Below are 18,957 nucleotides of genomic sequence, written 5' to 3'. Positions count from 1 at the left end.
CGGCCTGATAGTTCCTAGGCTTTGGTCAACGCATCAAGATAACGTTCCGCATCCAGGGCAGCCATACAGCCTGTTCCGGCCGAGGTAATCGCCTGACGGTAAACATGATCCATGACATCGCCAGCAGCAAAAACGCCGGGTACGCTGGTCGCGGTGGCGTTGCCGGTCAGGCCTGAGCTCACCACAATGTAGCCGTCGAGCATCTCGAGCTGACCTTCAAAAATACCAGTATTGGGCTGATGGCCGATAGCGATAAAGCAACCCATGACCGCCAATTCAGACAAGCTGCCATCCTGAGTATCTTTGACGCGCACGCCAGTCACACCGCTGTCGTCGCCGAGAACTTCATCAAGGGTCTTGTTTAGGTGCAAGGTCACATTACCATTGGCCGCTTTTTCCATCAGTCGATCGACCAGGATTTTTTCGGCGCGGAACTCTTCGCGACGATGAATAACATGAACTTCACTGGCAATATTGGCCAGGTAGAGCGCTTCCTCTACCGCGGTGTTACCACCACCGACAACGCAAACCTTCTGATTGCGGTAGAAAAAACCATCACAAGTCGCACAGGCAGAAACCCCTTTGCCCATAAAGGCTTCTTCGGAGTCCAGACCCAGGTACTTGGCTGAGGCACCCGTTGAAATCACGACCGCGTCAGCCGTGAACTCATTGCTGTCACCGAAGAGTCGGAACGGCTTAGTGCTAAAATCAACCTTGTTGATGTGATCGAACACGATTTCAGTATTAAACTTTTCCGCGTGCTGCTGCATGCGCACCATCAGATCCGGACCCGTCAGGCCTTCAGCGTCGCCGGGCCAGTTTTCCACATCTGTGGTGGTAGTCAGCTGACCGCCTTGCTGCATACCGGTGACCATGACCGGATTTAAATTTGCGCGCGCAGCATAAACGGCTGCGGTATAGCCGGCCGGACCAGAACCCAGAATGAGAAGGCGGCAATGTTTGGCGTCTGCCATAATCGATGTACTCCGTTATTATTTAATTTATTCGCGACATGCTTACATACATAGGGGTCGATTGTATGGATTACAACAGCCGCAAACAAGAGACCCGCAAACATTGTGCGGGTCTACAGGTGTAACTATTTACTGGCAGGGGGAATTAGCCGCGAATAGCGTCAGACGGGTCCTGATACTCCAGACCAAGCTTCTCGCCTAAATCGTCATGCACAGCCTTGTAGGTGATTTTACCTTTGTGCATGTTCAAGCCGTCGCGCAGGTGCTCGTTGCTTTCCATCGCTGCTAAACCGTGGTTCGCCAGCGCCAGACCAAATGGTAAGGTTGCGTTATTTAAGGCGATGGTTGAAGTACGGGCCACACCACCTGGCATGTTCGCAACGCAGTAATGCACGATGTCATCTACGATGTACGTGGGTTCCTGATGCGTGGTTGCTTTCGAGGTTTCAAAACAGCCACCCTGGTCAATCGCGACATCAACAACAACCGAGCCCGGTTTCATGTTTTTCAGGTGGTCACGGGTTAACAACTTAGGTGCCGCAGCGCCTGGAATCAACACCGCACCCACCACTAAGTCAGCCTGACGTGAGAAGTGATCAATGGCATCAACAGTGGAATAGATGGTTTTCACACGACCTGCAAAAATATCATCCAACTGACGCAAACGTGGGAGTGAACGATCCAGAATCGTTACTTCAGCGCCCATACCTACAGCCATTTTTGCTGCCTGAGTACCGACCACACCACCACCGATGACCAGAACTTTACCTGGCTCAACACCAGGTACGCCACCGAGCAATACGCCGCTACCGCCGTTTACTTTTTCAAGGTTGTGCGCACCAGCCTGAATCGACATACGGCCAGCAACTTCGCTCATTGGGGCTAACAGAGGCAGACCGCCGTTACGGTCAGTTACAGTTTCATAGGCAATCGCAGTCACGCCAGATTTCGCCAACAACTCAGTTTGTGTTGGATCTGGTGCCAGGTGCAAATAGGTGTACAGGATTTGACCTTCACGCAGTTGCATACATTCGTTCGGCTGCGGCTCTTTGACTTTAATGATCATATCGGCTTTGGCAAAGATTTCAGCTGGGTCGGAAACGATGGTCGCGCCGGCCAGCTCGTAATCTTCGTTGGTAAAACCAATTGCCGCACCACCGTTATTTTCCACCATCACATCGTGGCCGTGTGCTACATATTCACGCACAGCTGCAGGCGTGAGGCCAATACGGTATTCGTGGTTTTTAATCTCTTTAGGTACACCAATTAACATGGACTGCTTCCCATCTAAGTTGTCAATGAAACATGAGGATTTACGGCGGCAATTATAGGCGAACTTTGTGGTTTGTTTCGTACTTTTTTTACTATAGTTTTCAGTCTATAATATGGTCAAACCTATAAAGAATAGTGAAAAATAATGTTTTCAGCTGAAGAACCCGTCGAAATCACTATTGACAGAATTGACCGTAAAATACTACGTCTACTACAGGAAGAAGGGCGCCTCAGTAACGTTGCCACAGCACGCCGGGTGGGCCTGAGTCCCACGGCTTGTAGCGAGCGTATTCGCAAGCTTGAAAAAGAGGGTGTGATTGAAGGTTACCATGCGCGCATCAACCCAGCTAAGCTGGGCGCGAACCTGATGGTATTCGTTGAAATCACGCTAACCCGCACCTCGTCAGACTCGTTTGCGGAATTCAGTGATGCGGTGCAGAAAACACCTGAAATTCTTGAGTGTCATTTGGTCGCAGGGGACTTTGATTTCCTGATTAAAGCCCGGGTCCCGGACATGCCTTCCTATCGAAAATTACTGGGTGAAACCTTGCTGATGATGCCGGGCGTGAACGAGTCCCGTACCTATGTGGTGATGGAAGAAGTGAAAAACGAAAATAAAGTTCTGATAAAAGGTTAGCAAAGAGGTCGTAAAACAGCTGAATCTCTTGCGCTGACAAGCTACACTAGCTAATAAAGAACGACGGTTCTTCGATAAGAATAAACGCTAACAGGGAACAACAATGATGAACACGGCAGTGGTGCTCAAACAACCGCAGGCGCAATCATGAGCGGTGCACAACGCGTACTCGAAGTAGGCCTGATTTTATGTGGTGCCTTTGCGATATTTCTTTTTCTGGCCTTAGTCAGCTTTAATCCGGCAGATCCCAGTTGGTCACAAACCGGCTATCAAGGCACGATTGAGAATGCTGCCGGCGCCATTGGTGCCTGGTTCGCCGATGCGTTATTGTTTTCCTTTGGCTTTGTTGCCTATCTGATCCCTTTTGGTTTGGCTGGACTGGGTTATGTGATGTTCCGCCAACCCCATCGTCTGGTAGAACTCGATTACCTGGCGCTTGGCCTACGCTTAATTGGCTTGATTCTGACCTTGGTCGGGGCAGCCGCGCTGGCATCACTGAATTTCTCAGAGCTTTATTCGTTTTCCGCAGGTGGCGTTGTCGGCGACGTGATTAGTAGCTCGTTATTGCCTTATTTTAATCTGATTGGCACCACCTTACTGCTGCTGACCTTTCTGTGCACCGGCTTGACACTGGTGACCGGCATTTCCTGGGTTTGGCTGGCTGACAAACTCGGTGAACTGGCAATACGCGGGACGTTATGGCTGGTTGAGCGCAGCAAAGAGCTGCTTCAGCGGTTTCGTACTTCGTCAAACTCAGAGCCCCGGGAGCGTAAGAAAAAGCGCCGTAAGGTGAAACCACTCCCGACCGTTGACGAAGAAGAGGCGGATGCGCTGTTCGAGCGCCGTGAACCAGAACTCGATCTGGATATTACCTTAACCAGTGATGACGATGATGAACCAGATCTAGGCTTATTTGGCGCGGCCGAGAAGAAGTCGATGAAAATCGCGCGTTCCGACGAAAAGCCAGCGGCGCAGATTAATGCCGAAGAACGGCAGCAGGTGGAAGAAGAACATGAGGCCGAGGAACACTCAGCTGCCGCTGACGCGATTGATCCGCTGCCTTCAATTGCCCTGCTGGATAAGCCAGCAAAGACGGGCAATCCTTTAACGCCAGAGGAACTGGAGCAAATCAGTCAGACCGTTGAGGCGGTCCTGCAGGACTTCGGTGTCGAGGTGAAAGTTGCTAACGTGCAGCCAGGCCCGGTGATTACCCGCTTCGAACTCGATCTAGCGCCGGGTGTGAAGGTCTCCAAAATCTCCAACCTGGATAAAGACATTGCCCGCTCGCTGTCAGCCATCTCCGTGCGCGTGGTCGAAGTCATCCCCGGAAAGTCTTATGTAGGGCTGGAGCTGCCGAATAAAAGCCGTGAGACCGTATTTTTCAGCGATGTGATTAGCTGTGACGCCTTCCAGCAGAACCCGTCGCCTTTAACCATGGTACTTGGTAAAGGGATTGCTGGTCAGCCGGTGGTGGTGGATTTGGCGAAAATGCCCCACCTGTTGGTGGCAGGAACGACAGGCTCGGGTAAATCTGTGGGCGTTAATGTCATGATTTTAAGCCTGCTTTATAAAAGCACCCCCGAGCAGGTACGGCTGATTATGATTGATCCTAAAATGCTGGAACTTTCGGTGTATGAAGGGATCCCGCATCTGTTGACTGAAGTGGTAACCGACATGAAAGACGCGGCCAACGCTTTGCGGTGGTGTGTTGGCGAAATGGAACGCCGTTACAAACTGATGTCGGCACTCGGCGTACGTAATTTGAAAGGCTATAACGTCAAAGTGGAAGATGCAGCCGCAGCGGGTGAGCCGCTACGCGATCCATTATGGAAGCCCGGCGATTCCATGGACGAGATGCCACCGGTGTTGGAAACACTGCCGAGCATCGTGGTGGTGATTGACGAGTTTGCCGACATGATGATGATTGTCGGCAAAAAAGTTGAAGAGCTGATTGCCCGGATCGCGCAGAAAGCGCGGGCCGCTGGGATTCACTTAATTCTGGCTACTCAGCGCCCGTCGGTTGACGTTATCACGGGGCTGATTAAAGCAAACATTCCGACCCGAATCGCGTTTCAGGTGCAATCAAAAATTGACTCGCGCACCATATTGGACCAACCCGGTGCCGACCAGTTATTAGGGCAGGGTGATATGCTCTATCTGCCTCCGGGAAGCGGCGTACCGACGCGTGTGCATGGTGCCTTTATTGATGATCATGAAGTGCATGCGGTGGTGGCAGACTGGAAGCGTCGCGGCAAACCCAACTATCTGGAAGAGATCCTCAGTGGCGATCAAAGTGACGATGCTTTGTTACCCGGCGAGAGCGCGGGCGATGACGACGGTGAAAGTGATCCCCTCTATGATGAAGCGGTCGCCTTTGTTACTGAGACCCAACGGGTGTCGGTCTCAAGTGTGCAGCGAAAATTCCGTATTGGTTACAATCGCGCTGCGCGCATCGTTGAACAAATGGAAGTTAGCGGTGTCGTTAGTAGTGCAGCAAGTAATGGTCAGCGCGATGTACTTGCGCCACGGCCACCACGCGATTAAGGGAAAACAACGATGAAGTTTTTAACCAGCGCCGTAGTAGCGTCCACGCTACTTTTGGGCTTTGCCAGCGTATCGGCCAGCGAGGCCAAATTCGAGTTACAACAGCGGCTGGCACCTGTCAGCACTTTACAGGCAGACTTTGTCCAGCAGGTTATCGACCCGCAGGGCGAGTTAGTGCAAGAACTACAGGGACGTCTGGCCATGGCCCGTCCTAATAAATTTTTCTGGCAAAGCGATGCTCCCAATGAATTAGTGCTGGTAGCGGACGGTACCACCCTCTATTACTTTGATCCCTTTGTCGAGCAGGTTACCGTTGCTGAACAGCAAGCTTCGGCCACGCAAAGTCCGTTCCTGTTACTGTTAGATGGTGAAACCACGGCCTGGGCTGATTATGAGGTAGAGGTTGAAGGAAACAGCTATCAACTGGAGCCGAATGCCGAGGCTGAGAGTCAGCAAAGTCTGCAAATTAACTTCACTGATGAGACGCTGAACGAAGTGATTTTGGATGATGGGCAAGGGCAGCTGACGCGTATTGTGTTAAGCAATGTAAAAACTAACTCAGCCCTGGCGGGAGCCACTTTCGAGTTTGAGATCCCCCCCGGCGCGGCGGTGGATGACCAACGAGGCGATAACGAGTAAGCGTAGTGGCCAAGAACCAAAGTTTCGATTTCGCAGCCGATTTTCGGCCACTTGCGGCACGCATGCGGCCGCTGACCCTGGCGGACTACGTTGGCCAGAGCCATTTATTGGGGTCTGGTAAACCGCTGCGCGATGCCATTCAAAACGGGCAGTTGCATTCCATGATTTTGTGGGGGCCGCCTGGCACCGGAAAAACCACGCTGGCGGAAATCATTGCGCAAACGGGTGCTGCCGAGCTCGAACGTATTAGTGCGGTGACCTCAGGGGTCAAAGAAATTCGCCAGGCCATTGCCATCGCCAAAGAACATCAGCAGCAAGGTCAACGTACCCTGTTATTTGTCGATGAGGTGCACCGATTTAATAAAAGCCAACAGGATGCTTTTTTACCCCACATCGAAGATGGCACCATTATTTTTGTCGGGGCGACCACGGAAAATCCAGCTTTTGAACTCAATGGTGCCTTGTTGTCCCGAGCGCGTGTGTATCGCCTGAAGTCACTTGAAACAGAAGACCTATCCGGTTTGTTGGAACGGGCACTGAGCGATGCCGACAAGGGGCTGGGAGCCAGACAGTTGCAGTTAACGACCGCCGCGAAAGCTTATTTGCTTGATGTGGCAGGGGGGGATGCCCGCCGCCTGCTTAATTATTTGGAAATCTGCGCTGATACTGTCACTGACGGCACCACCATTGAGCGCGATTTAATCGTCGAGGCGATTGGCGGGCGGCAGGCAGGTTTTGACAAGCAAGGCGACGTTTATTACGACCTGTTATCTGCCTTGCACAAATCTGTCCGTGGCTCCTCGGCAGATGGTGCCCTTTATTGGTATGCACGTATTCTGCAGGGCGGCGGCGACCCGCTGATTGCGGCACGACGACTTTTGGCCATTGCTTCCGAAGATATAGGTACCGCCGATCCGCGCGCCTTACAACTGGCCCTGAATGCCTGGGACACCTTTCATCGGGTGGGGCCGGCAGAAGGCGAGCGAGCGATCGCGGAAGCATTGGTGTATTGCGCGATGGCACCGAAAAGCAATGCGCTGTATCGTGCCTTCAATGCGGCGAAAAAATTAGCCGCAGATTTCCCTGACGCACCGGTTCCTCACCACTTACGCAACGCACCAACCAAGGTCCATAAGCAGGAAGGTTTCGGGGCCGGCTATCGCTACGCCCATGACTATCCGCAAGCCATTGTGCCCGGCGAGCGGTATTTACCCGCAAGCGTAGGGCAACCGGACTTATATCAACCCAGTGATCGCGGCCTGGAAAAACAATTACGGGCGAAGCTCGAGTGGTTACAGCAGCAGGATCAAGCCAGTGACTGGCAGCGAGGCGAGGATGAGCGCTAATTTACTTGCAGTTGCCCTGGGCGGTGCTCTGGGTGCTATGGCCCGCTATGGTGTCGCGCTGGGAAGCCTGGCAATCTTCGGCAAGTCATTCCCTTTCGGCACACTTATCGTTAACATAGTAGGCTCTTTTTTACTGGCGCTTTTATTCCTTGGACAGCAACAAGGCTCGGTCTCTTCGGCCGCCTGGCTGTTTTTTGGTGTTGGTGTGTTGGGAGCATTTACCACTTTCTCGGCCTTCTCACTCGAGGTGGTCTTGCTGCTGCAAGCAGGGGAAACGCTGAAAGCGTTGGCCTATGCCAGTTTAAACGTGGTTTGTTGTATCGCTGCAGTTGCCGTGGCACTGGGGCTTAAAACTTATTTTTTATCGATTTGGAATTAGCATGTTAGACGCCAAGTTATTTCGTAGTGAACTCGCAGAAACCGCCGCTTATCTCGCCAAAACGCGGGATTTCTCGTTGGATGTTGCCAAGCTGGAACAGCTGGAGCAGCAACGTAAGGATCTCCAGGTCCGTACAGAAACTCTGCAGGCTGAGCGCAACTCGCGATCCAAAGCTATCGGTAAAGCCAAAGCTCAGGGGGAAGACATCCAACCCCTGCTGGCTGAGGTTGATGACCTTGGCAGTCAGCTGGATCAGGCGAAAGCTGATTTAGCTGAAATCCAGAGTGAGCTGCACAGTATTATTTCAGGCGTTCCCAATTTACCCGATAGTTCGGTGCCTCTGGGTAAAGATGAAGACGAAAATCAGGAAGTAAGCCGCTGGGGTGAGCCCCGCAACTTTGACTTCACACCAAAAGACCATGTGGATGTTGCCCATGCTCTTGCTCAGGGAATGGACTTTGAGCGGGGCGCAAAACTCGCTGGAGCGCGTTTCGTGGTGCTGCAAGGCGCCATTGCTCAACTGCATCGGGCTTTAGCGCAATTTATGCTGAACCTGCATGTGAATGAGCATGGCTACACCGAAGCTTATGTGCCTTATCTCGTCAACCACGATACGCTGTTTGGTACGGGGCAATTGCCGAAATTTGGCGAGGATCTCTTTCATGTACAGGGCGCCACGGAGAGTCAGGTCCCGATGTCCCTGATCCCTACGGCGGAAGTGCCGCTCACCAACTTATGGCGCGATGAAATTGCTGATGAAACTCAGTTACCGTTGCAATATGCTGCGCATACGCCGTGTTTTCGCAGTGAGGCCGGCTCTCATGGGCGTGATACCCGCGGTCTGATCCGTCAACATCAATTTGATAAAGTCGAACTGGTGTGGCTGGTTAAACCAGAAGAATCGATGGCGACTCTGGAGACATTGACTGAAAATGCTGAGCGCGTATTACAGCTGCTCGAGCTCCCTTATCGCAAAGTGCTGCTGTGTACTGGCGATATGGGCTTTGGTGCCTGTAAGACTTACGATCTGGAGGTCTGGCTACCGACGCAGCAAACCTACCGTGAAATCAGCTCGTGCTCCAATATGGGAGACTTTCAGGCGCGCCGCATGCAGGCACGTTTTCGCCGTAAAGGCGCGAAAAAGCCAGAATTAATGCACACCCTCAACGGGTCCGGTCTGGCGGTGGGTCGGGCGCTGGTTGCGGTACTTGAAAATTATCAGCAAGCGGACGGTTCTTTGAAAGTGCCAACGGTTTTGCAGCCCTACATGGGCGGCAAGACACAACTCAGCATCTAGATACATTTGGCCGGTTTAGGCAGCCCGGCAATACGGGTTGCCTGCTTCGCCGGGCCCTTCGGGAAAAGCCGGTAGAGGTAAATACTGTTGGCTTTATCTTTACCGAGTCGCTGACCTATAGCTTTGACCAGTACGCGCATAGCCGGGCTGGTATCGAATTCCTGATAAAAATCACGGACGAACGTCACCACTTCCCAGTGAGCGTCGGTTAACTCAATCCCTTCCAGCTCAGCAATATACATCGCCAGCTCCGGGCTCCACTCATCAAAGTTGGCCAGATACTCATGTTTATCTGTGGCATATTGCCGACCGTTAAACTCAAACATTGTGCAGGTTCACTTCAGGCTAAGCAAAATAGGTTACCAGTTGCGATTGTAGCGTTAACTCCACCCAACTGGCATCGTTAAGTTGCATAATAAATGCCGGGAAAGGCAGATCGGCAAGGGTACTGTTGTCAGCACGAAGCAGCTCGATTTCGGTGTGCACAGCATAACAGGTGTGCGGAAAATCGAGGAGTTCATCCGGGTTTTGCCAGAGTGTCTCAAGGGCTTGCTCGGTGACAATCAACAGGATTTGCCGGTCGTCCGTACAGCTCTGTTGCAGTAACGCTCGATCGTGCTCGGCCAAAGGCCATTGCCGTAAATAAAAAACACTTTGTTCCTGCATAGGTACACTGGCGTCGATCATGGCTTAAAACCTTATCACTTTGGTACTTTGCAGCAGTTGTTGGCTGAGTTGATGGTAGCTCATGACGGCAACCTCGCAGACAAAATCAGCCCCAGTGATGCCTAGCTTGCTGAGTTCTTCGGCGACCACCACAGGTGGGGGACAGTCGTATAGATCAAGCAGCGCATAGCGTTTCTGCAAAGAACGCTGCTGCCGGCTAACATCATGATTATGGCGTAAATGTGCGACAGCATCTCCGAGCAATACCAGTTGTGGGTTAAGCTCAAGCGTTGCCAGTGCCAGCAGCATATCCTGGCCATGCCAGCTGTCGATCGCTGCCGGAGGATGAGTCTGTACGATAAAAGTGGTCATCAGAATTGCACCACGCGTTCTGCTTTTGCTGTCGCCATACTGAATTCCGTCAGTCCACCCAGCTCATAAGCTTGATGCAGCTGCTCCGGCTGGAGCTGATAATCGTTCTCGACCATGGTCGAGCAGACCACCAGTGGGAATCCATGTTGTTGACTCAGCCGCACCCAATCTGCAGCGACAGGTGTCAAGGTGCCGTCCTCCTGCAGTTGCGCATGCAGCACACCGGCCTGATAGAAGAACACATGATGAATGCGATGGCCTAACGCAAGCGCAGCCTGCGCGTAGTGAAACGCTAACAGGCTGCGAGCAGAGGTTGTAGCTACGGTGGTTATAGGTGCCGCATGCACCGAGATAACAATATCAGTCACGAGAACTTATTCGTCGCCACCGAAGGCCATCAGAATGTTCAACAAGCTGACGAAGATGTTATAAATCGAGACGTACAAGGTCACCGTGGCCAATACATAGTTACGCTCACCGCCGCGAACAATGGCGCTGGTTTGCATCAGGATTGCGCCTGCTGAGAACAGGATAAAGAGTCCAGACAGGGCCAGTCCCAGTATCGGCATGTTCAGGAACAGATTCGCGATAAACAGCGCAATGATGACGAAGAAACCCGCAACCATCATGCCGCCAAGGAACGACATATCTTTCTTGGTGGTCAGCACATACGCTGATAACGAGAAGAAGATAAGTGCAGTGCCGCCCAGAGCGGTCATAATAATTTCAGCACCCTGCGGACCAATCGCACTAATCATGCCGAGAATCGGACCTAAGGTGTAGCCCATAAAGCCAGTCAGAGCGAACGTAGAAAGCAGGCCCCAGGCGCTGTCAGAGGTTTTATGCACCAGGAACAACAAGCCGTAAAAGCCGACCAGAGTAATAATAAGGCCCGGGTGAGGCAAATTCATGCTTGCTGACAAGAATGCGGTGAACGCACTAAAAGCCAGTGTGAGACCCAGCAACATATAGGTGTTGCGTAAAACTTTGTTGGTTTGTATAACCGACTCACCGCGGCGTGCGGTCGAAACGTGAGCTTGGTTGTTCATGGCATTCTCCAATAATAAATAACTGTTCCCAGTGTATCCCAAAAGTGGGGGTAAGTAGCAATGCTTTCAAGGGATATTTGTTGCTAATTGTATAAAATGACAGCAAACGATCTCTGACAGTTAAATTTTTACTTTACAACCGCGTTAGGGGTCTTTATCATTCGCTTCGTCTTGAGGCACACAGCCTTTCGACATCGGAGAGATGGCAGAGTCCGGTTGAATGCACCTGACTTGAAATCAGGCGTGGGTTCATACCCACCGGGGGTTCGAATCCCTCTCTCTCCGCCAATTTCCCGAAAGCCCGCTACTTGTTAGCGGGCTTTTTTGTTGCCCCTTCCAGATCTGGTCCTACCTGTTTATACTGCCTGGAAACAAAAGCCAATAAACCAAACTAGATGAGTCTGTTATGGAAAATTTTGACGCTATTCTTGCCCAGATCAGTCCCGCCCCAGAGCAACACGTGCAACTTCCCGAGGGTTGGGGCCAGGGCCGCGCACTGTTCGGTGGCCTGACCGCAGCCATTGCCTGGCAGCACGGTGAGGCAGGTGCTGCCGAGGATCAGCAGTTGCGAGCGATGACGGTATCTTTCGTGGCGCCGGTACTTAGCGGTTCAGCACAGTTGTACCGCCGGGTTCTACGAAAGGGCAAAAATGTCACGCAAATCGCCGTCGAGATAAAGCAAGAGGGTGAGGTGGTGTTGTCCTCTTTATTGACGTACGGCCGCGCCAGGCCTTCTGTGGTCCAGGTAACCGACACCCCCGATCCGCATGAATTGCCAGTTGAGAAAGGTTTAAGTTTCCCGCAAGGACAAGGTGTGCCGGAATTCACTCGCGCCTTTGATTATCGGGTAACCCTGGGAGGGCTGCCATTTTGCGGTAGCAAAAGTCGCGAGTTTGGTGGCTACATGCGCTTTAGAGAGCTGGATACACCTATCACCATAGGGTTGTTATTAGGGCTTGTCGATGCCTGGCCACCAGCCTTGTTAACGCACCTGACTGAGCTGGCACCGGCCAGTTCCTTAACCTGGACCATTGAATTTCCGAGTGAATTACCACAGCGCTCCACCGCAGCCTGGTGGCATTATGTGGCGACAATAGATTACGCCGCTGATGGTTACGGCCATACGCACGCGCATATCTGGGATGAAAATGGGCAAATGGTCGCTATCAGCCGTCAGACGGTGACAGTTTTTGCCTGAATTTTAGTCAGTTTTGGCTCGCGGCCAAGGATCATACCTATCATTTGAAGTGACCTATGGGCTCAAAACATCTAAAAAATGTCATTGTTCGAGTAATTTAACAAAAAACACATAATTGTAGTTGCGCATCCTAAAAGTTCGGGGCATACCTTGAATGACACTAAAATAGGTTTAGTGGTATAGCCGAAATCTTTCGGAACTTTGGGATAAGGAAACTCACATGACTCAGTTCATCGTGGCAGTCCCTTCGGAACTCATCAGCCAAGGCATGACCAATGTTTTGGCGGCAATGGAATCGCAGTTTAAAGTGGTCGCGGTTGTTTTTAATCATCAGCAATTGCGTGAGGCTATTCAAAATTCACCTTATGCAACAGTCATTCTCGGCAGTAGTTTGTGTGGCGACGGGACAATAGAGGTGTGGCGTCGCCTGCAACGACGCTATAGCGATATTCAGTTGTTACTCTGGGCGGCGCGGTTTCAGGATGTACTGGACTTTCAATGTAATCTCGAACGGGTCGATGGCTTTTTATTGGCGTCGGCGACACTGGCCGAGTTCAAACAGGCCTGCACGACCCTGAGCCGCGGCCGTATGTATGTGGCGGCGAGCGTGGCCGAATACCTGGCCAAGAATCCGGCCCGGCAAAAGCAGACAGTGTTGCTTACCTGTTTAAGCAAGCGCGAGATTCAGGTGGCACAAATGATCGGGCAGGGTAAGCGGGTCGGTGAGATTGCTCGATTGCTCAATATCAGTAGTAAAACAGTAAATACCTTTCGTTACCGGATTTTTGATAAACTGCAGTTATCCGGGGACGTAGCTTTAACCCATTTGGCCATTCAAACGGGTCTCGTCGAAATTGAACCAAAGGTAACCATTGTTTTAAATGAAGAAATCGAGGGAGCCATTTAACGCAAAGCAATTTTTGCGGAGTCTGACTCATCAGCCAGGCGTTTATCGCATGTACGATGAGTCAGGCGATATCATTTATGTTGGCAAAGCCAAAGATCTGCGTAAGCGCGTTGGCAGTTACTTTCGCGCGCAAGTCGATAGCCCAAAAACGCAGACACTGGTGAAACAGATCGCTCATATCGATGTGACGGTGACCAATACCGAAGCTGAAGCATTGATCCTGGAAAATAATTTCATCAAAAAATATCGGCCTCGCTACAACGTATTGTTGCGCGACGATAAGTCCTATCCTTATATTTTAGTTAGCGATCATCAGCATCCACGTCTGGCATTTCATCGCGGCACCCGTCGGGAAAAGGGACGCTATTTCGGACCCTTTCCCAATGGTGTTGCCGTGCGCAATAGCTTGCGCTTGCTGCAAAAACTGTTTCCCGTGCGGCAATGCGACGATTCCTATTATCGGGCGCGCAGCCGGCCGTGTCTGCAGTACCAGCTGAAACGTTGTCTGGCTCCCTGTGTTGAAGGCTATTGTTCTGATGAGGAATACAATGAGCAGGTCGAGCTGGCGACGTCATTTTTGCAAGGTAAAAACCAGCAGGTGATTGATCGTCTGGTAATAAAGATGGAAGACGCCAGTGGTGATTTAGAGTTTGAACGGGCCGCAGGCTATCGGGATCAGATCGGCGCACTACGGCAAATTCAGGAGCGTAACGCAGTCACCGGCAACCAGCAGGAGCTGGATGTGATTGGTTATGCGCGACAAGGTGGGATTGCTGCGGTGCACCTACTGTTTGTTCGCGATGGCGCGGTGCAGGGCAGTCGCAGCTATTTTCCTAAAGTACCGCACAATACCGAAGACAGTGAAGTATTGCTGGCTTTCTTATTGCAATTTTACCTCAATGATCAGGTTGAGCGTCGCTTACCGCGAGAAATTATCTTACCTGAGCAAAATGCTGCAAATGTGTTGGATCCCGAGCAAGAACTGGCCGCACTGGAGCAGGCACTGGCACAAAAGATCCGGATGACTCACAATGTCCGCGGTGAACGCCGCCAGTATCAGGTGCTGGCTCAGAAGAATGCGTTAAATGCGCTGGAAAGCAAGTCACACCAGGCCAGTACCATGATGATGCGCACCCAGGCGCTGGAGCAGGTGCTTGATTTCGGTCGCCCGATCACGCGCATGGAGTGTTTCGACATCAGCCATACGATGGGCCAGGAAACGGTTGCCTCCTGCGTGGTATTTGATCAGCAAGGGCCAAAGAAAAGCGATTATCGCCGCTACAATATTAAAGGGATCACGCCAGGGGATGACTACGCCGCGATGGCGCAGGCCTTACAGCGACGGTTTGACCCCGTCAAAAACGCCAAAATTGACGCAGCCCCGATGCCTGATATTCTTTTTATTGACGGTGGTAAAGGGCAATTAAGTCAGGCCGAGAACTACTTTTCCGACTGGTCAAACTCAGTGGGGAAGGCCGCACCACTGTTAATCGGTGTCGCCAAAGGCGAATCGCGCAAACCCGGGCTGGAGACACTGATCCTGGCCGGCAGTCACGCCACCATCCCGTTATCCGCTGACGCACCGGCGTTGCACCTGGTGCAACATATCCGCGATGAGTCACATCGATTCGCAATTACCGGCCACCGCCAACGTCGGGCTAAGGTCAGACGCACCTCCAGACTCGAGGACATTCCGGGGATAGGTGCTAAACGCCGGCAACGGTTATTACAAAATCTTGGTGGATTACAACAGGTGAAACAGGCTAGTATTGACCAACTTGCAGCAGTGCCCGGCGTCAGTCGAGATTTAGCTGAAACCATCTATCACGCGTTTCGTGATGAATAAAGGACCAACAGTTCGTATGTGGAATATTCCAAACCTGCTGACCAGCTTCCGAATGCTTTTAATCCCTGTATTTCTTGGGATTTACTACTTACCAGGCAGCGATGCAAATTTCTGGGCGGCTTTTGTGTTTGCCCTGGCAGCAATTACCGATGCTCTGGATGGCTATGTCGCCCGTAAATTTAATCAATTTACCAAGTTCGGAGCATTTTTGGATCCAGTGGCCGATAAAGTCATGGTTGCAGCATCCCTTGTGGTGGTGGTGGAAACCTATGCGACCTGGTGGATCAGCATCCCGGCATTGGCCATTATCAGTCGTGAGCTGGTGGTATCCGCGCTGCGCGAATGGATGGCGCAGATCGGACGTCAGGAACACGTCAAGGTGTCCAATTTAGGCAAAATCAAAACCATTGCCCAAATGACGGCGATCGGCGGTTTAATTTGGGAAGCCAATACCTTCGTGGTGGTGACCGCCACATTATTGTTGTACGTCGCTTTTGTGCTGACCTTGTGGTCAATGTGGGAGTACCTGCGTGCGGCCTGGTCAGATTTAAGCCAAGTGGATTAAAAATAAGCAAACAAACGGTTTAATGGCAAAAAATCGTTGACCTTGCCGAAATAGGCAGTAGAATGCGTCGGCACTGGATGCGGGAATAGCTCAGCTGGTAGAGCACAACCTTGCCAAGGTTGGGGTCGCGAGTTCGAATCTCGTTTCCCGCTCCAAATTCGATGGCGGGATGGCAGAATGGCTATGCAGCGGATTGCAAATCCGTGGATCTCGGTTCGACTCCGGGTCCCGCCTCCATCGAATAACCTCAGGTAGTACCTCTGTATGCCCGGGTGGTGAAATTGGTAGACACAAGGGATTTAAAATCCCTCGCTGGTAACAGCGTGCCGGTTCAAGTCCGGCCCCGGGCACCACTTCTCGTCTTCAGGCAGTAACTAAGTGTTTCATCCATTCCAGCAGTACCGTCGATAGCCGTTCCGGCTTGGTTAGCATCGCATAATGATGCGCTCCGAATACCCGGGGCAGGTAATTTGCTGCCTGACGATCAATCGTGAGGCAAAATGGCGATATTCCCTGCAGCCGTGCCTCAGTAACTGCCTGTCGCATATCTTCTACACCATAACGACCTTCGTAATCATCCTTATCACTAGGTTTACCGTCAGACAGCACCAGCAATAAACGGTGAACAGCTGGCCGATTCATTAAGTCTGCTGTTGCATGGCGGATGGCGGCACCAGCACGGGTATAATGTTGTGGTTCGAGGGCACTGATGCGCAGCGCGATATCATTGCTGAAGCTTTCGTTGAAGCCTTTTATTTGTTGTACGGTCACCGCATCGGGGCCTTCACCCGAAAAAGCCTGCACTGAATAAGGTTCTCCCAGAGCTTCAAGGGCGTGACAAACCAGCAGCAGCGCTTCTCGTTCAACGTCAATGACCCGGCGAATCTCAGCAATCCAGCTATCCGTCGAGCCACTGATATCGATGAGCAAGGTGATGGCCAGATTGCGGTCGGCGGTGCGCTGAATCTGGTAAAGCGCGTCTGACATTGCTTTACCTGCACGAAAATCGGCAAAACTCTCGATATAAGCATCAAGATCAACTTCGTCGCCGTCTTGTTGTCGGCGATGCCTGACACGGCGTGCCTGCAACATTTCAAATCGCTTGCGGATGGTCGCCAGCATCGACTGGTGTGCATGGAGTGTCTCATCCACCCATTGTTGCGACCCGTGCTGAGGCGATAGCAGGCGCACAGTGGCGCCCGATTCCCGATAACTGCTTGCACGATAGTCCCATTCGGGATAGACGATTCCTTTGCCCTCAGCGATTGCGGCTTTCAATTGCTGCCGCGCTTTGGCGTCGGGTGGGTCGTCCGATAACAGGACTTCTTTTGGTTGTCCTGGTGACGATATCAGGCGTGCTTCAGCAAGTTCTGAGACCATTTCTCCAAACTCTTCCGCGCTGGTCTCATCATCACGATCAGTGGGGCGCTGCAAACCAAAGGGGTCTTCCGCATGCTGATGCGGTTCATCGCCCTGAACCATCCAGATTCCGTCTTCTTTTGCTCCGTCATCCTCATCTTCAACCGCGTCTCGTTCTTCCGGTCTGCGTGACAGCCTTGCGGCCTTGGGCACTTCGCCAGGCTGATGTTCATCTTCAGTCGCTGGCGAAGCTTGCTGGATCTCAGCAAGCTCGTCCACCGGGATCCGGAAATCGCCTGTCCACCAGTCCCGAACCAAGGGCCGTGGGCCTAGCTTTCTCTCTTCCCTGTTAGCAGGTAGCAACGATTCCCCGGCAATAAGTTGCCGCGCATACGCCAGTGATCGTGCAGGGGTGCTCGTTATTGCGATAGGCGGATTGGCGCTATCGTAGTCCAGTGACATGAGTTTGCGGGCAAAGCGCTCAAGCGGGCGTCTGACCCGCGAAAATTGCGCAAGTGGTGGGCGCTCGCGCAAACAATGCTGGCGGAGCTCGATGAGCTGTTGCTTCATGCCGGGTAGTAAATCAATGAGCTCATGATCCGCCGACCAGGCTTCGACTAACAGATAGACATCCGCCAATAACGGCGACATTCTCTGCTTGTGATAGGTGATAGCGCTGCCACGTCTGGCGCGCATGACCTGCTGTAACGCCATCGCCCGGTAGAGATCGGCAGCGACCCTATGGTCCGCCAGGTTAGTTTCCGGTGGCAACCAGATCGACGTGCCATTGGTTGCAGGCACTTGCAGGTGTTGCCTTGGCTTACGGTGATTGCGAAACAGAATGGCCAGGAGGGTGGCCCGGGCAGGGTGCTGAGCAGGTCGGATCGGGTAGCTTGTGCCGGTCACTGCATTAATAAACAGATCCAGCCGTGCCGCGGTATCTGCCAGATAAAATTTTGGCGGCGCGGTCGGTGGTCGTCGATGCCGCTGCCAATAACGGCGAATGTAGACGGTTGCATGGCGGATAACATCACTGACAACTTCTTCGGCTTCAGCCATGAGATGCTGCTCCAGAGAAGGTCATACAAAGGTCGCGTTGACGAGATCGCGCATTGCATTTACCAGTGATTCATCATCGGAAAGAGGCGCAATCAGTGCCGCATAGCAGGCGTCCTTAATTGGAATACCGTTGTTCGCCAGTAACGCCGTCGCGATTAACAGGCGGGTGCTGGGCACTTCCGCTAAGCCACGATCGCGCAGCGATCGAATGCGCTGGGCTAAGCTTACCAGTGCATGCGCAGTGGCATGATCGGTTCCACTTTCCTGGCGGACGATTTTAACTTCCTGCTCGATAGCCGGAAAATCTAAATCCATCGCGACAAAACGCTGCCTGGTACTGGGCTTTAAATCTTTTAGCATGCGTTGATAGCCGGGGTTATAGGACACCACCAGCTGGAAACCGGGTGCAGCTGCAACGGTTTCACCGGTCTTATCAATGGGCAGTATCCGGCGGTGATCTGTGAGTGCATGTAAGATAACGACCGTATCCTGGCGGGCTTCAACGACTTCATCAAGGTAACAGATGGCTCCTTGCCGGGCGGCTCGGGTAAGCGGCCCGTCCTGCCACTCAGTACCATCGTGGCGGATCAGGAAGCGCCCAATAAGATCGCTGGCGGCAAGATCATCATGACAGGCGATAGTGATTAGAGGGCGGTTCAGACGCCACGCCATATGCTCAACGAAGCGGGTTTTACCGCAACCTGTCGGCCCCTTGAGCATGACCGCCAGTCGCTGCTGGTGGCAACGCTCAAAGATCTCAATTTCGTTGCTGGCAGGCAGATAATAAGGTTCCGCCTGGGCAGTGGTTGTGTTTTCCGTTCGCCGGGTACCGCTATCAACCAACACGG

19 protein-coding genes and 4 tRNA genes are annotated in these 18,957 nt (G+C 52.3%); 14 read left to right on the top strand and 9 right to left on the bottom strand.

The window, feature by feature from the left end; genetic code table 11:
- Positions 1-14 precede the first annotated feature (14 nt).
- Together trxB and ald are read right to left on the bottom strand one after the other, a co-directional pair.
- A complete protein-coding gene (gene trxB / locus J6J34_RS06675; protein WP_301898685.1) occupies positions 15-974 on the bottom strand; it encodes a thioredoxin-disulfide reductase in 960 nt (319 codons plus the stop codon).
- Positions 975-1,119: 145 nt separating this feature from the next.
- Positions 1,120-2,247 (bottom strand): alanine dehydrogenase, encoded by a 1,128-nt coding sequence (ald, locus tag J6J34_RS06670; protein WP_301720347.1) that lies wholly within the window; start codon positions 2,245-2,247, stop codon positions 1,120-1,122.
- Positions 2,248-2,391: 144 nt separating this feature from the next.
- On the opposite strand from ald, the gene lrp reads away from it, so the two are divergent.
- From lrp to serS, 6 genes are all read left to right on the top strand, one after another.
- The gene (gene lrp / locus J6J34_RS06665) at positions 2,392-2,883 is read left to right on the top strand and encodes a leucine-responsive transcriptional regulator Lrp (RefSeq protein ID WP_301720346.1); all 492 of its coding nucleotides are present in this window, start codon (positions 2,392-2,394) and stop codon (positions 2,881-2,883) included.
- 147 nt (positions 2,884-3,030) lie between these two features.
- On the top strand, positions 3,031-5,427 hold the full coding sequence (locus J6J34_RS06655) for a DNA translocase FtsK (protein ID WP_335342632.1): 2,397 nt from the start codon (positions 3,031-3,033) through the stop codon (positions 5,425-5,427).
- Positions 5,428-5,439: 12 nt separating this feature from the next.
- Complete coding sequence (gene lolA / locus J6J34_RS06650) at positions 5,440-6,066, top strand: outer membrane lipoprotein periplasmic chaperone LolA (RefSeq protein ID WP_301720345.1); 627 nt, start codon at positions 5,440-5,442, stop codon at positions 6,064-6,066.
- Positions 6,067-6,128: 62 nt separating this feature from the next.
- Positions 6,129-7,412, top strand: coding sequence for a replication-associated recombination protein A (locus J6J34_RS06645; RefSeq protein WP_301773997.1), 1,284 nt, complete (start codon positions 6,129-6,131; stop codon positions 7,410-7,412).
- A complete protein-coding gene (gene crcB / locus J6J34_RS06640; RefSeq protein WP_301720344.1) occupies positions 7,402-7,791 on the top strand; it encodes a fluoride efflux transporter CrcB in 390 nt (129 codons plus the stop codon). The genes J6J34_RS06645 and crcB overlap by 11 nt, the downstream gene beginning before the upstream one ends.
- Before the next feature lies 1 nt (position 7,792).
- Positions 7,793-9,088, top strand: a complete 1,296-nt coding sequence (gene serS, locus J6J34_RS06635; protein WP_301720343.1) for a serine--tRNA ligase — start codon at positions 7,793-7,795, stop codon at positions 9,086-9,088.
- On the opposite strand, the gene J6J34_RS06630 is transcribed toward serS, so the two are convergent.
- From J6J34_RS06630 to J6J34_RS06610, 5 genes are read right to left on the bottom strand one after another with little or no spacing between them, the layout of a single operon-like run.
- The gene (locus J6J34_RS06630) at positions 9,085-9,414 is read right to left on the bottom strand and encodes a TusE/DsrC/DsvC family sulfur relay protein (RefSeq protein ID WP_301773962.1); all 330 of its coding nucleotides are present in this window, start codon (positions 9,412-9,414) and stop codon (positions 9,085-9,087) included. The genes serS and J6J34_RS06630 overlap by 4 nt on opposite strands.
- Before the next feature lie 19 nt (positions 9,415-9,433).
- A complete protein-coding gene (locus tag J6J34_RS06625; RefSeq protein WP_301898684.1) occupies positions 9,434-9,775 on the bottom strand; it encodes a hypothetical protein in 342 nt (113 codons plus the stop codon).
- Between the two features lie 3 nt (positions 9,776-9,778).
- Complete coding sequence (locus tag J6J34_RS06620; RefSeq protein WP_301720339.1) at positions 9,779-10,126, bottom strand: DsrE family protein; 348 nt, start codon at positions 10,124-10,126, stop codon at positions 9,779-9,781.
- Positions 10,126-10,494, bottom strand: a complete 369-nt coding sequence (locus J6J34_RS06615; RefSeq protein WP_301898683.1) for a DsrE/DsrF/TusD sulfur relay family protein — start codon at positions 10,492-10,494, stop codon at positions 10,126-10,128. Before J6J34_RS06615 ends, J6J34_RS06620 begins: the two co-directional genes overlap by 1 nt.
- A 6-nt stretch (positions 10,495-10,500) precedes the next feature.
- Positions 10,501-11,175 carry a Bax inhibitor-1/YccA family protein gene (locus J6J34_RS06610; RefSeq protein WP_301720336.1) on the bottom strand — a complete coding sequence of 225 codons (675 nt, stop codon included), beginning with the start codon at positions 11,173-11,175 and terminating at the stop codon, positions 10,501-10,503.
- A gap of 196 nt (positions 11,176-11,371) precedes the next feature.
- Here J6J34_RS06610 and J6J34_RS06605 point away from each other — a divergent pair.
- From J6J34_RS06605 to J6J34_RS06570, 8 genes are all read left to right on the top strand, one after another.
- A tRNA-Ser gene (locus J6J34_RS06605) sits at positions 11,372-11,463 on the top strand.
- A 118-nt stretch (positions 11,464-11,581) separates the two neighbouring features.
- A complete protein-coding gene (locus tag J6J34_RS06600) occupies positions 11,582-12,373 on the top strand; it encodes a thioesterase family protein (protein ID WP_301720334.1) in 792 nt (263 codons plus the stop codon).
- A 220-nt stretch (positions 12,374-12,593) separates the two neighbouring features.
- Positions 12,594-13,280 (top strand): LuxR C-terminal-related transcriptional regulator, encoded by a 687-nt coding sequence (locus J6J34_RS06595; RefSeq protein ID WP_301720333.1) that lies wholly within the window; start codon positions 12,594-12,596, stop codon positions 13,278-13,280.
- Positions 13,255-15,126 (top strand): excinuclease ABC subunit UvrC, encoded by a 1,872-nt coding sequence (gene uvrC / locus J6J34_RS06590; protein ID WP_301773958.1) that lies wholly within the window; start codon positions 13,255-13,257, stop codon positions 15,124-15,126. The genes J6J34_RS06595 and uvrC overlap by 26 nt, the downstream gene beginning before the upstream one ends.
- Before the next feature lie 16 nt (positions 15,127-15,142).
- Complete coding sequence (gene pgsA / locus J6J34_RS06585; protein WP_301773957.1) at positions 15,143-15,691, top strand: CDP-diacylglycerol--glycerol-3-phosphate 3-phosphatidyltransferase; 549 nt, start codon at positions 15,143-15,145, stop codon at positions 15,689-15,691.
- A gap of 79 nt (positions 15,692-15,770) precedes the next feature.
- A tRNA-Gly gene (locus J6J34_RS06580) sits at positions 15,771-15,846 on the top strand.
- Positions 15,847-15,854: 8 nt separating this feature from the next.
- A tRNA-Cys gene (locus tag J6J34_RS06575) sits at positions 15,855-15,928 on the top strand.
- Between the two features lie 29 nt (positions 15,929-15,957).
- Positions 15,958-16,044, top strand: a tRNA-Leu gene (locus tag J6J34_RS06570).
- 10 nt (positions 16,045-16,054) lie between these two features.
- Here the strand turns inward: J6J34_RS06570 and J6J34_RS06565 are convergent.
- Together J6J34_RS06565 and J6J34_RS06560 are read right to left on the bottom strand one after the other, a co-directional pair.
- Entirely contained in the window at positions 16,055-18,109 is a 2,055-nt protein-coding gene (locus J6J34_RS06565) for a nitric oxide reductase activation protein NorD (protein ID WP_301898682.1), read from the bottom strand.
- A gap of 21 nt (positions 18,110-18,130) precedes the next feature.
- On the bottom strand, positions 18,131-18,955 hold the full coding sequence (locus J6J34_RS06560; RefSeq protein ID WP_301898681.1) for a CbbQ/NirQ/NorQ/GpvN family protein: 825 nt from the start codon (positions 18,953-18,955) through the stop codon (positions 18,131-18,133).
- Positions 18,956-18,957 lie beyond the last annotated feature (2 nt).

Origin of the sequence: Pseudidiomarina terrestris, from assembly GCF_030466405.1 — a bacterium.
GTDB lineage: Bacteria > Pseudomonadota > Gammaproteobacteria > Enterobacterales > Alteromonadaceae > Pseudidiomarina > Pseudidiomarina terrestris.
Note: the sequence above shows the minus strand (reverse complement) of the source record. Positions and strands in the feature narration are given on the sequence as shown.